This window comes from Alcanivorax sp., assembly GCF_014762765.1.
Taxonomy (GTDB): Bacteria; Pseudomonadota; Gammaproteobacteria; order Pseudomonadales; family Alcanivoracaceae; genus Alcanivorax.
The window spans coordinates 1-16,534 of record NZ_JABURH010000127.1; the positions used below are offsets into that span (position 1 = coordinate 1).

Consider the following 16,534-nt stretch of genomic DNA (forward strand, 5'->3'; position numbering starts at 1 on the left):
CTACACCCAGCGCCGAACCGCTTCAGCTGTGTCATCAGGGCGCGTATTGAAGCAAAGCCGGGCTTGAGGAGCATGACGATGCACCACATTGATGATCTTCTCGAAGAGCAGGAAATTGCTCTCCACGACCCGCACCCCGGCACCGATCAGCACGCAATCGTAATGTTTCTGCTCCAATCGCTGCTGAAGAACCGCCTCTGCGGTGTCGCCGAAATCAATCAGGCACTGCTCGGCAAAATACCCCAGCCTCTTCAGTGCGTTTTCAGACGCATCCAGGCCGGCCTTGACCTTGTCCGCATTGATACCCGGCACGAAACCATAGGCTGGGTCTGAAAAATCGATCAGGGTTGGCTCCAACCCGACAATCAACACCATCTTTTCTGCCATCCTTGCCACTCCCTTTCTGGATTTTCCGTTCAAGCTTTAACCCGGCACGCCACTCTCATGCTGCTGCACTTCCCACAGGTGTGCATACAGACCGCCCCGAGCCAGCAACTCAGCATGGCTGCCCTGCTCTGCCACCTGACCGTTATCCAGCACGATGATGCGATCCGCATCCATGATGGTGGACAGGCGATGGGCAATCACCAGGGTGGTCTGTTGGTGAGAGATGTCGCTGATTGCCTTGAGAATGATTTTCTCGGAGTGACTGTCCAGCGACGACGTGGCTTCATCAAAGACCATGATCGGTGGGTGCTTGAGCAACGCCCGGGCGATGGACACCCGCTGCTTTTCGCCGCCGGAGAGTTTCAGGCCCCGCTCGCCCACCATGGTGTTTTCTCCCTTCGGCAGGGAGGCGATAAAGTCGGACAGATAGGCCAGACGAATGGCCTCTCGCACCTCCTCGTCGCTGGCATCAATGCGACCGTAGCGGACGTTCTCGAAGATGCTGGTGTTGAACAACACGGTATCCTGGGGCACCACACCAATCTGCTGACGCAGGGATGTCTGGCTGACCTGGCGGATCGACTGGCCATCGATGGTGATATCGCCACTACTGACGTCATAGAACCGGAACAGCAGCTTGAACAAGGTGGATTTTCCCGCCCCGCTGCTGCCCACAATCGCCACTTTCTGCCTGGACGGCACGGTAAAGCTGACGCCGCGAATAATTTCCCGTGTATCGCCATAGCCGAAGTGCACATCATGGAAGCGGATCTCGCCATCGCCCACGGCCAGCTCGGTAGAACCGTCGCGATCCACCACCCCTGGTTTCACGTCCAGCACCGCAAACATGTTTTCAATATTGGTCATGGCCCCTTTCATTTCCCGGTAAACAAAACCGAGAAAGTTCAGCGGCATGAACACCTGCATCATGAAGGCATTGATCAACACGAAGTCACCCAGGGTCATCACCTTGTCGGTGACCTGTACCGCCGCCAGCACCATTGCCGCTGTCACCGCCACGGCGATAATCAATGACTGGCCCGCATTGAGGGCAAACAGCGACAAGCGGTTTTTCCCCCGGGCCAGCTCCCAGCGTTCCAGGTTCTCGTCGTAGTTGCGGGCTTCAAATTCCTCATTGGTGAAATATTTCACCGTTTCATAGTTAAGCAGGCTGTCGATGGCACGGGTGCTGCTGGAGGATTCCGCCTGGTTGGCCTCACGGATAAAGGCCAGCCGCCATTCCGTGGCGAACACGGAAAAGGCCACATAGGCCACCACCGATACCGCCACGATCAGGGCGAACCAGACATCGTAATTCCACAGCAACAGGCCGATCACCATGCCGATTTCCAGCAGGGTGGGCAGGATGTTGAACACCATGAAACGCAGCAGAAAGCTGATGCCATTGGTGCCCCGCTCGATATCTCGGGACAACCCGCCGGTACGGCGGTTGAGATGAAAATCCAGATCCAGGGCATGCAGATGCCGGAACACCTTCAGGCCGATTCGCCGCATGGCCCGCTCGGTAACACGACCGAACAGGGTGTCGCGCAGCTCACCGAACAGGACATTGGAAAAACGCACCACCCCGTAGGCCAGCAACAGCCCCAGTGGCAGGGTGATCAGCTGACTGGTGTCCTGGGCATCCAGGCCATCAACGATGTGCTTGAGAATAAACGGCAACCCCACGCTGGCGAGTTTGGCCAACACCAGGCAGGCCACCGCCAGGGCAATACGGGTACGGAATTCCAGCAGATAGGGAAACAGGGTTTTCAGCACGGACCAGTCGATGGGCTTGGGGGTAACGTCCTGGCTCATACCGCGCATAAAAAGGCCTGCCTTGGAGAAAAGAGCCCGCAGTATAACAACATGGCGGGCAACAATCGGATGACGGAACGCCCGGGAACCCTATTACCGCTAATGAAACATTTTCCGGCTTTCCGTAGGAGCGTCGCTCGCGGCGCGATTGCTAACGTCGGGTTAACCCGAACGGGACTGCAGCCACACCGCCAGGCCCTGGCTGTTGAGCTGGATATCCAGACCAAGCACCGCTTCCAGCTGCTCGTCTGACATCTCGCAGCCGTGCTCCCGGGCGCAGCGAAACAGGTATTCCCTCATGGCTACCATCAACGATTTTTCCAGCGCATCCGCATCGCTGGTTACCGCCACGGTTTCCGCCAGCGCCACATAGTCGTCCACCATGGTCAGCAGCCGCTCACCCAGAGGCCGGGGGTTTTCCACCATGCCGTAATGGGTGAGGTAAATACGCTCCGGCTCCAGCGCCAGCAAGGTGCGAATAGAAGCCTTCAATGCCGGCGGATCAAACTGCACCGGGGTGGTGGTCGGGCAGATAAAGGGCCCCTTGGCGGTGGTCAGGGGTGGATAGGACAGGCCAAAGGTGTCGCCGGTAAAAATCCCCCTGGACGTGGGGTCATACACACAGAAATGATGGCGGGCATGCCCGGGGGTATCGATGAAGACCAGCTTACGATTTCCCACGGTGGCCTCATCGCCGTCTTCCATGGTGCGCACCCGGCGCTCATCCACGGGAATGATATCGCCGTAGATCTCGGCAAACTGGGCCTCACCGTACACCGCTGTGGCACCAGCCTTTAATTTTGCCGGATCGATCATGTGGCGGGCGCCGCGGGGGTGTACCAGCAAGGTCGCCGCGGGCAACGCCTGCATCAGACCACCGACGCCACCGGCGTGGTCCAGATGCACATGCGTCGGGATCACGTATTTCACCTTTGCCAGATCAATCTTGCGCTCTTTGAGTAGCGCAAGAATGGTCGGCACGGTGTTGTGAGTACCGGTTTCGATGATGGCGTATTCGTCGCCACCGCCCAGCAGATAACAGGCCGCCAGCCCTTCGTGCACCATGGCCGTATCGATACGGGTAATTTGCTGGCCGAGGTCGTCAAAAGTCTGGAACGTCATGCGTGGCTCCCGAGGTCGCTGAGTCCAACGACTATAGGCCACGCAACCGGGGGCAGCCACCCGACCTTTGGTCAGCCAGTCTGCCGTTCAAGCGGGTGGCGCCAATCGGGGACACGCATAGATCGCCATCGCGTCCCCACAGGTAAACGGGTACTTCACGCAATCTTGCCCCTCCCCTCACCACGCTGACCTTTTATGCGTGAAAGGGCCACAACATGACAGGAATGACTGCACTACTGATTTATATTGTCTGGACGCTGATTCTGGCGCTCAGCTACGCCACTTATCGGCTACCGCTGGTGCTCACCGGCAAGAAAGCCGCCAACCACTGGGAACGGGGCAACGCCGTTGATGACCCGGCCATTCTGGTACGCGCCAAGGCGGCACATCTGAACTGCCTGGAAAACCTGCCCCTGTTTGCCGCCCTGGTGCTGGTTGCTGCGGCCACTGGTCAGAGCGAGACCGTCAACGCTGTGGCAGGCTTCATTGTGGCGGCACGCATCGGGCAAAGCATGGTTCACCTGATCGGCACCAGCTTTCCGCTGGTATTCGTTCGCGCCAGCCTGTTTCTGGCCCAGGTCGCCCTGATGCTGTATCTGGCCTTCGCCCTGCTGTAACACACCAAACCTCTCCAATCGAGGACACGCACCGATTCACACCAACCTGTGCGTGTCCCTTCGCTCCTCTCTACTTCCCTCTCATCCCCCTCCACCTCTTGCCCATCACCAAAGGTATACAGAACAGGACATAACAGGGCGACCCGCACAAAATCCTGCTTGCCCCGCCCTTTAATGTGATAAATTTTGCACTTTATTTATCCACAATAAAGCCCGCCCGGTGTTGCCATCGGGGTACAGGCAAGGGGAACAATATGGGGTCCAGAAGGGGGTTACCGGCGCTGCTGGCGCTGGTGTGTTTATTGGGCTTTGGTTCACTCAGGGCCGACTTCATACAGATTGACGGCTTTGTGCCGGTGATGCCGGAGGCCTCTCGCGGCCTGACGTTCTATCCGCTACCGGCAACGTCCACCACCACCAACGGGGCGACTTTCACCGAAACCGGCGGCCGCGCCAAGGTCACCCTTGGCGGCAACGGCAACACCGCCGGCGCCCTGTTGATGACCTATACGTTTCCCTCCCCCATCGACCTCACCGATGGCGGCACCAACACCCAGTTCTTCCTGGTCATGGACCGGATCTTCCGGGCCGAGGCCCCCGAAGGGGCAACTGCCCTGAGCGTCACCATCACCGCCCGCGACACCAGCGGCGTGAACGGGACCTACAATACCGGCATCGGCAATGTGCCCGACGGCCAGTCCCTGGCGCTGAACTTCAACTGCAGCGTCAACCCCACATGCTTTTCGCCCCAGCCGAATTTCAGCGCCATCAACCGGATCACCGTGCGACTGGCATTCCCGACCAACTATGCCGGGCCCACCGACATTACCGAGATCGACATGGACTCGGTCTATGTGACACCCACCGGCGGTTCCTTCCCGCCGGTATTCACCAGCGGCGGAACCAGCGCCACTTTCCGTGAAGGTACCGCCGCCACCCCGGTGGTTTTTGCCGCGTCAGGGGTACCGGAACCGGTACTAACACAATCCGGCACCCTGCCCGCTGGCGTCACCTGGGACAGCGTCAACTACCGACTCACCGGCACCCCGGCCACCGGCAGCCAGGGCATCTATCACCCTGTGATTACCGCCACCAACAGCGCCGGTAGCGCAGGCAGGTCCTTCACCCTCTTCGTGGAGGGCCCGCCCACCATTACCAGTGCCGCCGCCACCACTTTCTCTGAAGGCCTGGCCAACAGCTTCAGCGTCACTGCGGACGGTTACCCGGCGCCCACCTATTCCGTCACCGCCGGCAGCTTGCCGGACGGCGTCACACTCAGCAGTGGCGGCACCCTCAGCGGCACGCCAGTCAATGCCCTGGCCAGCTACCCGATCACCATTACCGCCGATAACGGCGTCAGCCCGGCGGACAACCAGTCCTTCACGCTTACCGTGAACCGGGCACCCAGGGTCACCGGCTTTACCGTTAACGGCCTGGAAGATACCCCGCTGAGCCTGTCAGCCGGCGACTTCACGATTACCGAACCGGACGGCGAAAGCCTGTCCGTGTCCATCGACACACTGCCCGCCAACGGCACCCTGCTGCAGGATGGCGCTGCAGTCAGCGCCGGCGCCCTGCTGTCCCTGACCGACCTGAACTCCCTTGCCTTCGTGCCCGATACCAACTGGCACGGCAGCAGCAGCTTCAACTGGCGGGCCAGCGATGGCACCCTGTTCAGCCCCACTGCCACGGCGACACTAACCATCGCCAGCGTCAACGACGCACCGGTCATTGGCCAGGGAACCCAAGCCGATTACATCACCGACGAAGACGCCGCCCTGCAGACCACGCTGACCGCCAGCGATGTGGAAAGTGATCCGCTGAACTGGAGCGTGTCCAGCGTCGCCACCAACGGCCAGGTGGAAGTGGCCGGAGGCAATGTCAGCTATACCCCTTCCCTGGATTTCCATGGCCTGGATTCCTTTGTAGTCAGCGTCAGCGATGGTAACGGCGGCGTAGCCAGCCACACCTTCAACGTCACCATCAACCCGCTCAACGATGCCCCGGTAATCACCCAGGGCAATACCGTGACCGTGGACATGGACGAAGACGGCTCACCCACCGCCTTTGCCCTGACGCTGAGTGCCAGCGATATTGATGACGACCTGTTGAGCTGGTCACTACAGACTCCAGCAAGCGAAGGCACTGCCAACGCCAGCGGCAACGGCGCCAGCCCCGCCATCGATTATCAGCCAGCACCTGACTACAGCGGTAGCGACAGCTTTGTCGTGCGCGTTGCCGACGGCAACGGCGGTAACACCGATATCACCGTTACCGTGAATATTGCCGAAATCAACGACGCCCCAACACTGACCGGCCCGGCCAACATCAGCGCAGTGGAAAATGTAGCACTCAGCGTTAGCCCGACCACCCTTTCTGACGTGGAAAACGACACCCTTACCGTCACCGCCAGCGGTCTGCCCGCCTGGGCCAGCCTGAACAACGCCAGCGGCGAGATCACCGGCACACCGGGCGCCGACACCGTGGGCCAGGTCTATGAGATCACCCTGACTGCCAGCGATGGGCAGGCAAGCAGCACCCTCGACCTGACAATCGAAGTGCTCGCCGACCTGGACGGCGACACCATTGCCGATATTCATGACGACGATATTGACGGCGATGGCATGAGCAACGATTTTGAAACCACCGCCGGGCTGGACCCCAGAGATCCCGGCGACGCAGGCACCGATCTGGATGGTGACGGCACCAGCAACCTGGATGAGTTCCTCGCCAATAGCGACCCCAGCGTAGACGACTATGCCCCGCTGCTGGGCGCCGCCACACCGGTGAGCACGGATTCCACCGGCCTGTTCACCCTGGTACAGCTGGGCACTCTGGTGGCCAGCGACGGCCGGGACGGGGACATCAACACCACCCCCGATAAGGGCTATTTCGCACCGGGGCAACATCTGGTCGAGCGCAGCGCCACCGACAACGCCGGCAATACCGCCAGCACTGATCAAACCGTCAGCGTGACGCCGCAGATCAGCTTCGGCCCCGACCCGGTCTCCGCCGAAGGCGCCAGCGTCACGCTGCGCGCCTACCTGAACGGCCCGGCCGCCCAGTACCCGGTCACCGTGCCCTACACCCTGAGCGGCAGCGCCGACTCCAGCGACCATGATCTGGCTGAAGGCGACCTGATCATCAATGCCGGCACCGAAGCCAGCCTGACCCTGCAACTGACCGCCGACGGCAGCAGCGAAGGCAGCGAAAACCTGCAGGTGATCTTCGGCACCCCCGGCAATGCAGTGCCCGGCTTCCTGACCACCCAGACCGTCACCATCAATGAAAGCAATGTGGTTCCAGTGGTCCAGCTACAAGCGGAACAGAATGGTGAGACGACACGCTGGCTGACCCCGGCGGGAGGCCCGGTCACGGTGACCGCCACCATCGAGGATGCCAACGGCGGCGACAGCCACACCCTGGACTGGTCCGCCTCCAGCGGTGCGCTGGTGGACACTGACGGCGACCCGCAGACCTTTACCTTCGACCCGGCACTGTTGGGCCCAGGACAGTACACTCTGGCGGTGACCGTGAACGATGGCAGCGCCGAGGTGAGCACCACCCTGGCATTGCGCCAGCTGGGCGAAGCGCTCTTGCTGGGCCATGATGACAGCGACGGCGACGGTGCCGATGATCTGAGCGAAGGGTTTGCCGACAGAGACAACGATGGCGTTCCCGATTACCTGGATGCCATTACCGCCAGCAATGTGCTGCAGGGCCTGCCCGCCATCGCCAACCAGCACCTGCTGGAAACCGAGCCCGGCCTGCAGCTCAGCCTCGGCGACACCGTTCTGGCAGCCGGCAACAGCGCCGCCACGATAAGCGCCCAGGCGTTGCTGGATGCCTTCAATGTGTCCCTCGACAATGGCTTCGAGCTGCTCGACGGCAACCGCTTCATGGACGTGCGCATTGCCGCCCTGGGCGCACCGCAACGCACCGCTTACCTGGTGGTGCCCCAGGCCCGGGCGATCGAGCCCAACGCCAGCTTCCAGCTGTTCGCCAACGACGGCTGGCAGACCGCCGGCAACGTGGCATCTGCCCGGGGCGCCGAGGGCTACTGCCCCTCCCCCGGTTCCACCGCATACCGCAATGGCCTGAACCCGGGCGACTGGTGTGTGCGCGTGGGCATCCGGGACGGCAGCACCGCGGACGCGGATAGGCAAACGGATGCGAGAATTGCCGTGCGCGGCGGCATCGTATCCGTATCCCGCCAGAGTCTGCTCGACGGTCTGCTTGACGGCGCAACGGGGAGCTCCAGCTCCTCCGGCATCGGCAGCGTCAATCTGAGTGGCCTGCTGCTTCTGCTCGGCATGCTCGGCCTGGCTCGGCGTTATCGGCCTGCACGGGCCAACTAATCGTTATTTCCTGCAAACAAAAACAGCGGCCTGGGCCGCTGTTTTTTTATCACCGCAACGTGCGTCGAGGTTACTCGGCGCCACCGGCAAGAAAGGCATCCAGCAACAAGGTGCTGTTGGCCTGCACGGCGGTGGTAATGGCCAGGCCCGGGTTTTCAATGCGGAACTTCGGGTTGTGATTGAGCGGCGGCAGTTCGCCGGTGCTCATGTACTTCTTCATCACATCCGGGGCGCCACCGCCCACTTCCACGAACAGGGTCTCGGCATCGTCGATACCCGCCACCAGCATGGGGAAATCTTCGGACCCCATCACCGGGGGAATGCCGGGCATGATCCGTTTTTTCCCAAGAGCCCCTACCAGAGTGGCATTAGCTTTCTCCGCCAGGGCCGGCTCGTTAATCACCGGTTCCGCATACCCCAGCATGGTGATGGTGGGCTCGCGCTCCTTCGGCACTCCGGCGGCGACGGCAATACCCCGGGTTTCCCGATCGATGGCATCCAGCATGGTCTGGCGCACGCCCTTGTCGAACCAGCGCAGGTTCAGTTTCAGGGTACCGGTTTCCGGAATCACGTTATGGGTTTCGCCCACCTGCATGGCCCCCACCGTCAGTACCGCCGGGTCCTGGGCGGGGATGTTGCGGCTGACGATGGTCTGGTAGGCCATCACCGCCCGCGCGCCCATGACCACCGGATCGATGGTGCCCTCCGGGCGGGAGCCGTGGCCGCCAATGCCGGTAAGGTGCACATCCAGCTGATCACTGCCGGCCATGCGGCGGCCAGCTTTTACCGCCACCGTACCCGCCGGCCAGACCGGGTACACGTGGGCGGAAATCAGCAGGGAGGGCTTGGGAACCTTGTCGTACAGGCCATCATCCACCATGGCCTGGGCACCGGCGATCAGCTCTTCCGCCGGCTGGCCCACCAGCACCAGGGTGCCGGACCAGGCATCGCGGGTTTCCATCATCACCTTGGCGATGCCCAGCAACCAGGCGGTATGGGAATCGTGGCCACAGGCATGGGATACGTAGCTGGTGCTGCCATCATCCAGCTCCACCTGTTTTTTGCTGGCATAGGACAGGCCGCTCTCCTCTTTCACCGGCAAGGCATCCATGTCACTGCGGAACATGATCACCGGGCCGTCGCCGTTTTTCAGTACTGCCGCCAGGCCGGTTTCCGCAATGCCGGTATGCACCCGGTAACCGAGTTTCTTCAAACGTTTGGCCACCAGCGCAGAGGTATCGTGCAGGTCGAAGGCCAGCTCCGGGTTGGCATGCAGCTGGCGGAACACCTTTTCCAGCTCCGGCTGCTGGTCCGCAGCCAGCTTGCCCACCTTTTCGCTCAGCGATGCAGGAATACCGGCCTGTGCCAGGCCGCAGGCCATCACTGCGCCAGCCAGAAGGCTGCTACGCAGTCCGTTGATCAGTGACATATGCTCTCCCGTTATTTTTTTGGAATACAATTCCAATAATTGACCACAGCAGGGGCAATCGGGTCAAGCAGAGACTCCTCAATCGGGGACACGCATGAATTATCGCGAGGCGACCTGTGGGCTCCGCTTATCCCACCTTCATGTGGATAACGGAATCGGTAACTGCATCGGTAGAGGCCTTGGGTCATTGATCGGCCCATAAAAATGCAGGTCGCCCTCGAGATCTGCCAGGGACCCCACACACAACATGCATTCGCCAGCCGCCGGCGCAGAACTTTCCACATAGCGCACCCGGTGGCTGGCCCGGCCACGGTTGCTGGAATACTGGAGTGTCCGGCCGCCATGCCGTATTTCCTTGTCGTTCTGCTTCATCGTCACTCCATCCACGCAAACGCACACCCCAAATCGGTGACACGCACAATTTTTATATCAGCAACCAGGCAACATGGTCAGCCCCCAGCATGGCGCTTGCGCCATTCCCGGGGCGACAGGCCGGTCCAGGCCTTGAAGGCACGGGTGAAGTTGGCCGGGTCACCATAACCAAGGGCCTCACCAATGCGTCGAATTTCCAGGTCCGGGTCCGCCAGCATCTGGCAGCTGTCCCGCCGGCGGGCGGCTTCCAGCAGCTGCTGGTAACTGTAGCCCTGTTCCTGCAGGCGCCGCCGCAGGGTGCGGGGCGTCAGGTGCAGACTATCGGCCAGGGCCTCCGGAGACGGGTACCCGTCGACACCCGGGATCAGGGCAGCACGGGCACGGCGCAGGATGTCATCGTCGTCATCCACCAGCGCGCTTTCCCGTTCGCACTGGGCCAGTGCCAGTGACAGGGCTTCCGGATTGGCAGTGGGTAGCGGTTGATCCAGCAGGGTGATATCCCCCGTCAGGGAAATGCCAGCCTGGGGCATGCCGAAACGGACCGTCGGCAGCAGCGACTGCCAGCGATCAAACCCCGCCGGCGCCGGCCCATACACCCAGATCTCCCGCTGCTCGGGCAGGTGCGGTATCAGAAATTCCATGCCCCGATACATGCTGGTCAGCATGGAGCTCATCAGCATGTCGCGCAGGGCGTCCGGCGCGCGCAGCTCCATCACCAGCTCCATAAACAGGCGATTCTCGCTTTCGCTTACCATCAACCGCGCCCCGCGCCCGCGCAGATGCCAGAAGCGTTCCAGGATGGTGATGGCCTCACGGGGACTCCCGGCGCACATCAGGGCATAGCCCAGGTTGCCGTGGGCGGTGAGGGGCATACGGTCGCCAGACGCAAACCCCAGGCTGCCATTGCCCGTGAGTGACAGTGCCGCCGCCCCCATCATCCAGGTTTCGTGCAAGGACAACCGTCCGGCAGGATCGTCAATCTGCTCGGAGGCAACTCCGGCAATCGCCAATAGCTGCTCCCGGGAGGCGCCACTCTCCACTGCGGCTTCCATAAAGGCACGTGGGTAGGTAGCGGACTGATTACGCTGCCGCACCCAGGCCGGAAGTGATGCCAGTTGCTGTGTGGTTGCTGCCAGGAGTTCGCGTTGCGGCATTTGGCCACCGATGACAAGTACAATGTCCGTGCAGAATCTCACGCCCCCTGCCCCGAAACCAGTACCGTATGGGCCATATTAAGACAGAAGGGCCGCCAACGGCCGCAAGGAGCACGACCATGAATGCCACTGTTCCCATCAATCAGGACAAGAAACGCAACGGGCTCATCGGTACCGTACGCACCGTCGCCAGCAAGACCCCCAAGAACATGATTCCCAAGGTGCGTCGCCCCCAGTTCGCCTTCAGCGAAGCGAACGATATGCCGCGCTACTGGTGGGACAACGACCCGGCGAAAACCCTGCTGCTGGCCGCCCTGTCCGCCAGCTTCCCGCCCGGGGAGCGTTTTTTCATTGATTCGGTGCGCCATTACCAGGACCAGATCACCGACCCGGAACTGAAGAAAGCCATCAAGGGCTTCATTGGCCAGGAAGCCCACCACTCCCGTGAGCACGAACTCATGAATGGTTTCCTGCAGGAACGCGGGGTGGATCTGGCCCGGCTGGAGCGGGAAATCCTGGGTTTCATGAATTTGCTGCGCAAACACCTGAGCCCGGAACGCCAACTCGCCCACACCGTGGCCGTGGAGCATTTCACCGCACTGATGGCCGAGGAGTTCCTGCTCAAGTACGACGCGCTGGAACAGATGGACCCACGCATCGCGCCGATCTGGGCCTGGCACGCTATCGAGGAATCCGAACACAAGGCAGTGGCCTTTGATGTCTACAAGGCCATTGGCGGCAGCGAGTTCACCCGTGTCACGGAAATGATGATCGTCAGCGTGCTGTTCCCGGTGTTCTCTGCGGTGCATCTGGTGCAACTGATGAAAGAAGACGGTCAGCTGGGCAACATGAAGTCCTGGCTCGGCGCGGTGAACTACATGTGGGGCCGCCCCGGTGTTTTCCGCAAGCTGCTGCCCTCCTACTTCAAGTTCTACAGCCCCAGGTTCCACCCGTGGGATCACGACGCCCGGGATCTGGTGGAGAAAGCGAAGAAGAAATGGCTGGGTGACTGGGGCTGATTATTCAGCAAGTGAAAAAGAAAGCCCCGCTCAAACGGGGCTTTCTGCTCCAGGGAGAGCAAGCATCCGATGTCTCTGTTTTTCTATTCCCCCCTCTAGAGTCAGGCCGAGCTAGGCGGGCAAGGCGCTCTCGGAAAACCACTGCAGGATAGCCTCGCGCTGGCGCTCACTGTGCGGATGGGCCAGCAACCCCTCCACCAGAAAAGTCCCCACTGTCGCCAGCATGGCCGCACGTTCCTTCGCGACACCATCGGCTTGCAGGGTATGGATCACCGCCGCCTCCACAAAACGGTGGAACTGGTCATGCCATTCCCTGATCACCTCGGACTGTTCCAGCCGGGCATGTACCGTGGCCACCAGCTCGCGACTCTGCTCGAACTCCCGCAACGCCCAGGCCATCTTCTCCTTCAAGGATTTTTCGACGATGGTCGGCAGGCGAACCAGGGTCTGTGACATCTGCCGGTTGAGCACACCCACCAACAGTTCGTCCTTACTGGCGTAGTACCAGTACAGGGTATTTGGGGCGACCCCCAGCTCCCGGGCAATACGGCCCATGGACGTGCCGTCATAGCCCAGTGACAGGAACAGCCGGGTTGCTGTGCTCTCCAGCTCGTCCTGCTTTACCTTCAGATCAATATCACGCTTGTTCTTGGCCAAGGGGCCCTCTCCCACAGTCTGTCCGGTCATCTTGTATGGTATTCAAGAATGCTAGTCTTTGCTCTTGAATGGCATACAAGATGACCGGAGCCCGACCATGGATACCCTGCGACACAGCCCCCAGGACCTGACCTGTAACAGCCAGCGAACCGGTTTTTACTCCGGCGGAACCTGGTGTGCCGCCACCCTGCACCAGCCAGCGAAGGCCACGGCAGAAACACGGCCAGCTATCCTTATGCTACACGGCTGGGGCGGGATTCAGGATGCGTTAACAGTGTCCTACTACGAGGAATTCACCCGTGCGGGCTATGTGGTCATGACCTTTGATTATCGCGGTTGGGGCGACAGCGCCGGCCTGCCGCGACATGTGATTTCTGCCCGCCAGCGGGTAGCCGATGGCGATGCCGCCCTGGCCTTCCTGAAAAGCCAGCCAGGCATCGACCCCCGTCGCATCGTGCTGTGGGGCTCGTCCTTTGGTGGCGGCCATGCGGTGGAGCTGGCCGCCGAGCACCCGGAATTGGCCGGGGCCATTGCCCAGGTCCCCATGCTGGATGGCATGGCCGCGGTACGCGCCGTCCCCTTGCCACGGCTACTGCGCTTTGGGCTGTACGCCATGGCAGACCTGTTCAAGCCAGGCCACCCGATCTACCTGCCCGTGGTCAGCAAACCCGGGGCATTTTCCTCCATGGACCGGGACGATGCCGGCAAAGCCCTGCAACTGGCTGAAACCAGCATCGGCCGTCGTTATGACAATCGCGTCGCCGCCCGCTCCATGATGACCATGGGCCCCTACCGCCCTTTCAAGCGCCTCAAGGATATCCGCATCCCGACCCTGCTGCTCGGCGCCAGCCAGGATTCCGTCGCCCCCTTTGTGGAAAGCGCCATCCGCAAGATAAACAACCCCAACTTGACCATCGCGAGCATTGAAGCCAATCACTTCGAGCCCTATTTCGAACCGGCATTCAGTGGCGTGATACGCAAGCAGCTGGCGTTTCTGGAAGGACTGGACGGCTTCGTGCAGGCGGCAAACCACAGGAAGAGCGCCTGAAAGGCAAAGATTGGTTGGCTGGCGCCACTGCCGTGGCGTCATGCCTATCCAGCGCTTGAAGGGGCGGGGAAACTGGCTGGGCCAGATCACCAGCCCTTTGTCTGTTCTTTTTTCTTTCCTTTTTATATTTCCTGAGCGCCGCGTTTTTTCTCCACTCTCATCCGCGCCGAGGCAATATTCATCAAGCGCCGGAACTGCCCGCATTCAAGGTGGCTGGGCGCCGGGCATTTTGCCGCATGGCGCAGGCCGTCGCGCATGGCAGACAGTTTGCGGATGGTGTCATCCAGCTCATCGGCCTTTGCCGACAGGGCATCCCGGTCAATGCTGGGTTCGCCCCCGGCATCGAACATTTCGCCGATTTCATCCAGCGTGAATCCCGCTGCCCGTCCCAGGGCAATCAGCGCCAATTGATCCAGTATGCCGGGAGCAAAGATTCGCTTTAGCCCCCGGCGCCCGGTGGAAAGGATCAGCCCTTTCTCTTCGTAATAGCGCAGCGTCGACGCCGGCACGCCGGACCGGCGCACCACTTCAGTAATATCCAACACGACCTTGACCTCAAGCCAGCTTCAAGTTGCAGAGTATCAGCAAAGTCATCTTGAGGAAGCCCCATGGATAACGTTATCGCGTTTTTACCCAGCATGATCGTCATCGGTCTCTGCGCCACCCTGGTCATGGATGCCTGGAGCTGGCTACGGCAGCCCTTGCTGGGAGTCGCCCCACCCAACTACGCCATGGTGGGCCGCTGGTTGCTGCATATGCGCCACGGGCAGTTCCGCCACACCGCCATTGCCGCATCAGCAGCCATGCCAGGAGAAAAGGCCGTCGGCTGGCTGGCCCATTATCTGACCGGCCTGGCCTTCGCGGGAATTCTGCTGGGTATAGCAGGACAAAGCTGGATCGAGCAGCCCACCCTGGGGCCCGCCTTGCTGGTGGGTATTGGCACTGTTGCCGCGCCGTTTCTGTTGATGCAGCCGGGCATGGGAGCCGGCATGGCGGCCTCCCGCACGCCGGCCCCCAACGCCGCCCGCCTGCAGAGCCTGCTGACCCATGCCGTATTCGGCCTGGGCCTGTATCTGGGTGGCTGGGTGTCACACGTTTTACTGAACTGATAGTGAGACGCGGGAGCAACGCTTCGCGACAGTAACCATTGGGGCCTGCGGCCATGTATCCTGTAGACATCTCTGCGCCATGCCGATTTCGCCCGGACAGGCCAGGACACATAACCAGGAGCACCATGACCACCTTACTGCTGAATCTGCGCCGGGTTCCGGATGACGAGGCCGATGAAGTGCGCTCCTTGCTGGAACAAAACCAGATCCTGTTCTATGAAACCGCCCCGAGCATGTGGGGGATCTCCTCCGGCGGCATCTGGCTGACCCAACCCGAGGACCGGGAGCGCGCCAAGGCATTACTGGCTGGTTATCAGCAGGAACGCGCCCGGCGTCAGCGAGAAGCCTATGAGCAGGCACAACGGGAAGGGACGGCCCCGACACTGGGAGGGCGGCTGCGTGAACAGCCGCTTCGCGTGGCGGGATTGTTTGTGGCAGTGCTGGCGCTATTACTGATAACGCTGCTGCCGTTTCTGACTCTGGGCTGACAAACCCTTTTCTACTGCGGGAAGCGATGCTCGCATCGCGAATAACGGCAGTTATCCGCTATGCTCAGTGCTTGCGCGCACCCAGCACTTTTCGCCAGAACGGCCGCGGCTGCTCCTTGCGCTCTTCGTCCATGCGCGAAAGCATCCCGGTAATGGCATCAGAGACTTGTTCGCGCAATTGCCAGAGCACCGCAGGGTCTTTTTCCTGGCCTTGCAGATGAGCAGTCGGAATGGGTTTGCCGATGGCAAAGCGGAAAGGCTCGGCCTTGGGCAGCAAGGTAGGGCCGATGCCTTTTACCAAAGGCATGAACAAATCACCGCCGCGCATCAGCGAGTTGATCTTTTCGTTGCCCAGCAACCGCTTGCCGAGCCAGCCATTGGCAAAATCGTCACCGTCATAAACGATGTCATAGGCCTCATCACAGCCCAGTGAGGCAAAGGGGATAATGTCGAATCCCTGCTCAATGGCCATATAGACAAAACCGGTTCGTTTCTTCCATACCAGTTTGTTGATCTCGTCCCGACGCTTGGCCACCTCGCGGGCACCGCCCGGAAATACCAGCACATGCTGGCCGCTTTCCATCAGCCGCCGGCAGTTTTCACGGGTGCCGGGCACGGCGCCAAAACGGGTCACCAACTTGCCCCACACCGGTGTCGGGAAGTGAAAATGATCCCCCAGGGAACGCGGGAAAACGCCTGTCTGCCGATATAGCTCATAGACAAACAACGGCGAATCCAGCACACCCATCAGCGCATGGTTGCCTACAAACAGGCCCGGTCGTTGCGGATCCACATTCTCCGCCCCTTCCAGTGTCGCGGCGAAATAGCGGCGCTGCAGGGCTGTCACCCCGGCCATTGTTCGCAGGGACGGCGGGCGGAAATCTTCAATGGGGATCTCGATATCGGACACGGTTACCTCGGTCTGTGTTCGCTGGCAGCATCGCCAGGGTGGGCAA

At 61.0% G+C, this 16,534-nt stretch carries 15 protein-coding genes; 6 read left to right on the plus strand and 9 right to left on the minus strand.

Annotation, left to right across the window (positions count from 1 at the left end; all coding sequences use genetic code 11):
* The 3 genes from HUJ17_RS08095 to HUJ17_RS08105 form a co-directional block, all read right to left on the minus strand.
* The gene (locus tag HUJ17_RS08095) at positions 1-387 is read right to left on the minus strand and encodes a hypothetical protein (RefSeq protein WP_290510217.1); all 387 of its coding nucleotides are present in this window, start codon (positions 385-387) and stop codon (positions 1-3) included.
* Between the two features lie 36 nt (positions 388-423).
* Positions 424-2,214, minus strand: coding sequence for an ABC transporter ATP-binding protein/permease (locus HUJ17_RS08100; RefSeq protein WP_290510218.1), 1,791 nt, complete (start codon positions 2,212-2,214; stop codon positions 424-426).
* Between the two features lie 153 nt (positions 2,215-2,367).
* Positions 2,368-3,327 carry an MBL fold metallo-hydrolase gene (locus tag HUJ17_RS08105; RefSeq protein ID WP_290510219.1) on the minus strand — a complete coding sequence of 320 codons (960 nt, stop codon included), beginning with the start codon at positions 3,325-3,327 and terminating at the stop codon, positions 2,368-2,370.
* A 215-nt stretch (positions 3,328-3,542) separates the two neighbouring features.
* Between HUJ17_RS08105 and HUJ17_RS08110 the strand changes: the two genes are divergently transcribed.
* Both HUJ17_RS08110 and HUJ17_RS08115 read left to right on the plus strand, forming a co-directional pair.
* Positions 3,543-3,944 carry an MAPEG family protein gene (locus HUJ17_RS08110; protein ID WP_290510220.1) on the plus strand — a complete coding sequence of 134 codons (402 nt, stop codon included), beginning with the start codon at positions 3,543-3,545 and terminating at the stop codon, positions 3,942-3,944.
* A gap of 254 nt (positions 3,945-4,198) precedes the next feature.
* Positions 4,199-8,302 carry a tandem-95 repeat protein gene (locus HUJ17_RS08115; RefSeq protein ID WP_290510221.1) on the plus strand — a complete coding sequence of 1,368 codons (4,104 nt, stop codon included), beginning with the start codon at positions 4,199-4,201 and terminating at the stop codon, positions 8,300-8,302.
* Between the two features lie 70 nt (positions 8,303-8,372).
* Here the strand turns inward: HUJ17_RS08115 and HUJ17_RS08120 are convergent, their stop codons facing one another.
* The 3 genes from HUJ17_RS08120 to HUJ17_RS08130 all read right to left on the minus strand — a co-directional run bounded on the left by HUJ17_RS08120 (position 8,373) and on the right by HUJ17_RS08130 (position 11,257).
* The gene (locus HUJ17_RS08120) at positions 8,373-9,731 is read right to left on the minus strand and encodes an amidohydrolase (RefSeq protein ID WP_290510222.1); all 1,359 of its coding nucleotides are present in this window, start codon (positions 9,729-9,731) and stop codon (positions 8,373-8,375) included.
* A 138-nt stretch (positions 9,732-9,869) separates the two neighbouring features.
* Positions 9,870-10,103, minus strand: a complete 234-nt coding sequence (locus HUJ17_RS08125; RefSeq protein ID WP_290510223.1) for a hypothetical protein — start codon at positions 10,101-10,103, stop codon at positions 9,870-9,872.
* Between the two features lie 77 nt (positions 10,104-10,180).
* Positions 10,181-11,257: an AraC family transcriptional regulator gene (locus tag HUJ17_RS08130; protein WP_290510224.1), complete on the minus strand. Its 1,077-nt coding sequence runs from the start codon at positions 11,255-11,257 to the stop codon at positions 10,181-10,183.
* A 119-nt stretch (positions 11,258-11,376) separates the two neighbouring features.
* Here HUJ17_RS08130 and HUJ17_RS08135 point away from each other — a divergent pair, with 119 nt between their 5' ends.
* Positions 11,377-12,276: a metal-dependent hydrolase gene (locus HUJ17_RS08135; RefSeq protein WP_290510225.1), complete on the plus strand. Its 900-nt coding sequence runs from the start codon at positions 11,377-11,379 to the stop codon at positions 12,274-12,276.
* 111 nt (positions 12,277-12,387) lie between these two features.
* Here HUJ17_RS08135 and HUJ17_RS08140 read toward each other — a convergent pair whose 3' ends face one another.
* Entirely contained in the window at positions 12,388-12,933 is a 546-nt protein-coding gene (locus HUJ17_RS08140) for a TetR/AcrR family transcriptional regulator (RefSeq protein ID WP_290510226.1), read from the minus strand.
* Between the two features lie 97 nt (positions 12,934-13,030).
* On the opposite strand from HUJ17_RS08140, the gene HUJ17_RS08145 reads away from it, so the two are divergent.
* Complete coding sequence (locus HUJ17_RS08145) at positions 13,031-13,981, plus strand: alpha/beta fold hydrolase (protein WP_290510227.1); 951 nt, start codon at positions 13,031-13,033, stop codon at positions 13,979-13,981.
* A gap of 122 nt (positions 13,982-14,103) precedes the next feature.
* Here the strand turns inward: HUJ17_RS08145 and HUJ17_RS08150 are convergent, their stop codons facing one another.
* Positions 14,104-14,526 carry a helix-turn-helix domain-containing protein gene (locus HUJ17_RS08150; RefSeq protein ID WP_290510228.1) on the minus strand — a complete coding sequence of 141 codons (423 nt, stop codon included), beginning with the start codon at positions 14,524-14,526 and terminating at the stop codon, positions 14,104-14,106.
* A gap of 63 nt (positions 14,527-14,589) precedes the next feature.
* On the opposite strand from HUJ17_RS08150, the gene HUJ17_RS08155 reads away from it, so the two are divergent.
* A complete protein-coding gene (locus HUJ17_RS08155) occupies positions 14,590-15,090 on the plus strand; it encodes a DUF2938 domain-containing protein (protein WP_290510229.1) in 501 nt (166 codons plus the stop codon).
* Between the two features lie 125 nt (positions 15,091-15,215).
* Entirely contained in the window at positions 15,216-15,578 is a 363-nt protein-coding gene (locus tag HUJ17_RS08160) for a DUF6164 family protein (RefSeq protein ID WP_290510230.1), read from the plus strand.
* A 64-nt stretch (positions 15,579-15,642) separates the two neighbouring features.
* Here the strand turns inward: HUJ17_RS08160 and HUJ17_RS08165 are convergent, their stop codons facing one another.
* Positions 15,643-16,488: a lysophospholipid acyltransferase family protein gene (locus tag HUJ17_RS08165; RefSeq protein ID WP_290510231.1), complete on the minus strand. Its 846-nt coding sequence runs from the start codon at positions 16,486-16,488 to the stop codon at positions 15,643-15,645.
* Positions 16,489-16,534: the final 46 nt, after the last annotated feature.

Bases quoted from the DNA above. Each gene is read 5' to 3' on its own strand.
- HUJ17_RS08130 (WP_290510224.1), bottom strand. From the start codon at position 11,257: ATGCCGCAACGCGAACTCCTGGCAGCAACCACACAGCAACTGGCATCA.
- HUJ17_RS08105 (WP_290510219.1), bottom strand. From the start codon at position 3,327: ATGACGTTCCAGACTTTTGACGACCTCGGCCAGCAAATTACCCGTATC.
- HUJ17_RS08135 (WP_290510225.1), top strand. From the start codon at position 11,377: ATGAATGCCACTGTTCCCATCAATCAGGACAAGAAACGCAACGGGCTC.
- HUJ17_RS08095 (WP_290510217.1), bottom strand. From the start codon at position 387: ATGGCAGAAAAGATGGTGTTGATTGTCGGGTTGGAGCCAACCCTGATC.
- HUJ17_RS08100 (WP_290510218.1), bottom strand. From the start codon at position 2,214: ATGCGCGGTATGAGCCAGGACGTTACCCCCAAGCCCATCGACTGGTCC.
- HUJ17_RS08120 (WP_290510222.1), bottom strand. From the start codon at position 9,731: ATGTCACTGATCAACGGACTGCGTAGCAGCCTTCTGGCTGGCGCAGTG.
- HUJ17_RS08115 (WP_290510221.1), top strand. From the start codon at position 4,199: ATGGGGTCCAGAAGGGGGTTACCGGCGCTGCTGGCGCTGGTGTGTTTA.
- HUJ17_RS08155 (WP_290510229.1), top strand. From the start codon at position 14,590: ATGGATAACGTTATCGCGTTTTTACCCAGCATGATCGTCATCGGTCTC.
- HUJ17_RS08125 (WP_290510223.1), bottom strand. From the start codon at position 10,103: ATGAAGCAGAACGACAAGGAAATACGGCATGGCGGCCGGACACTCCAG.
- HUJ17_RS08145 (WP_290510227.1), top strand. From the start codon at position 13,031: ATGGATACCCTGCGACACAGCCCCCAGGACCTGACCTGTAACAGCCAG.
- HUJ17_RS08160 (WP_290510230.1), top strand. From the start codon at position 15,216: ATGACCACCTTACTGCTGAATCTGCGCCGGGTTCCGGATGACGAGGCC.
- HUJ17_RS08110 (WP_290510220.1), top strand. From the start codon at position 3,543: ATGACAGGAATGACTGCACTACTGATTTATATTGTCTGGACGCTGATT.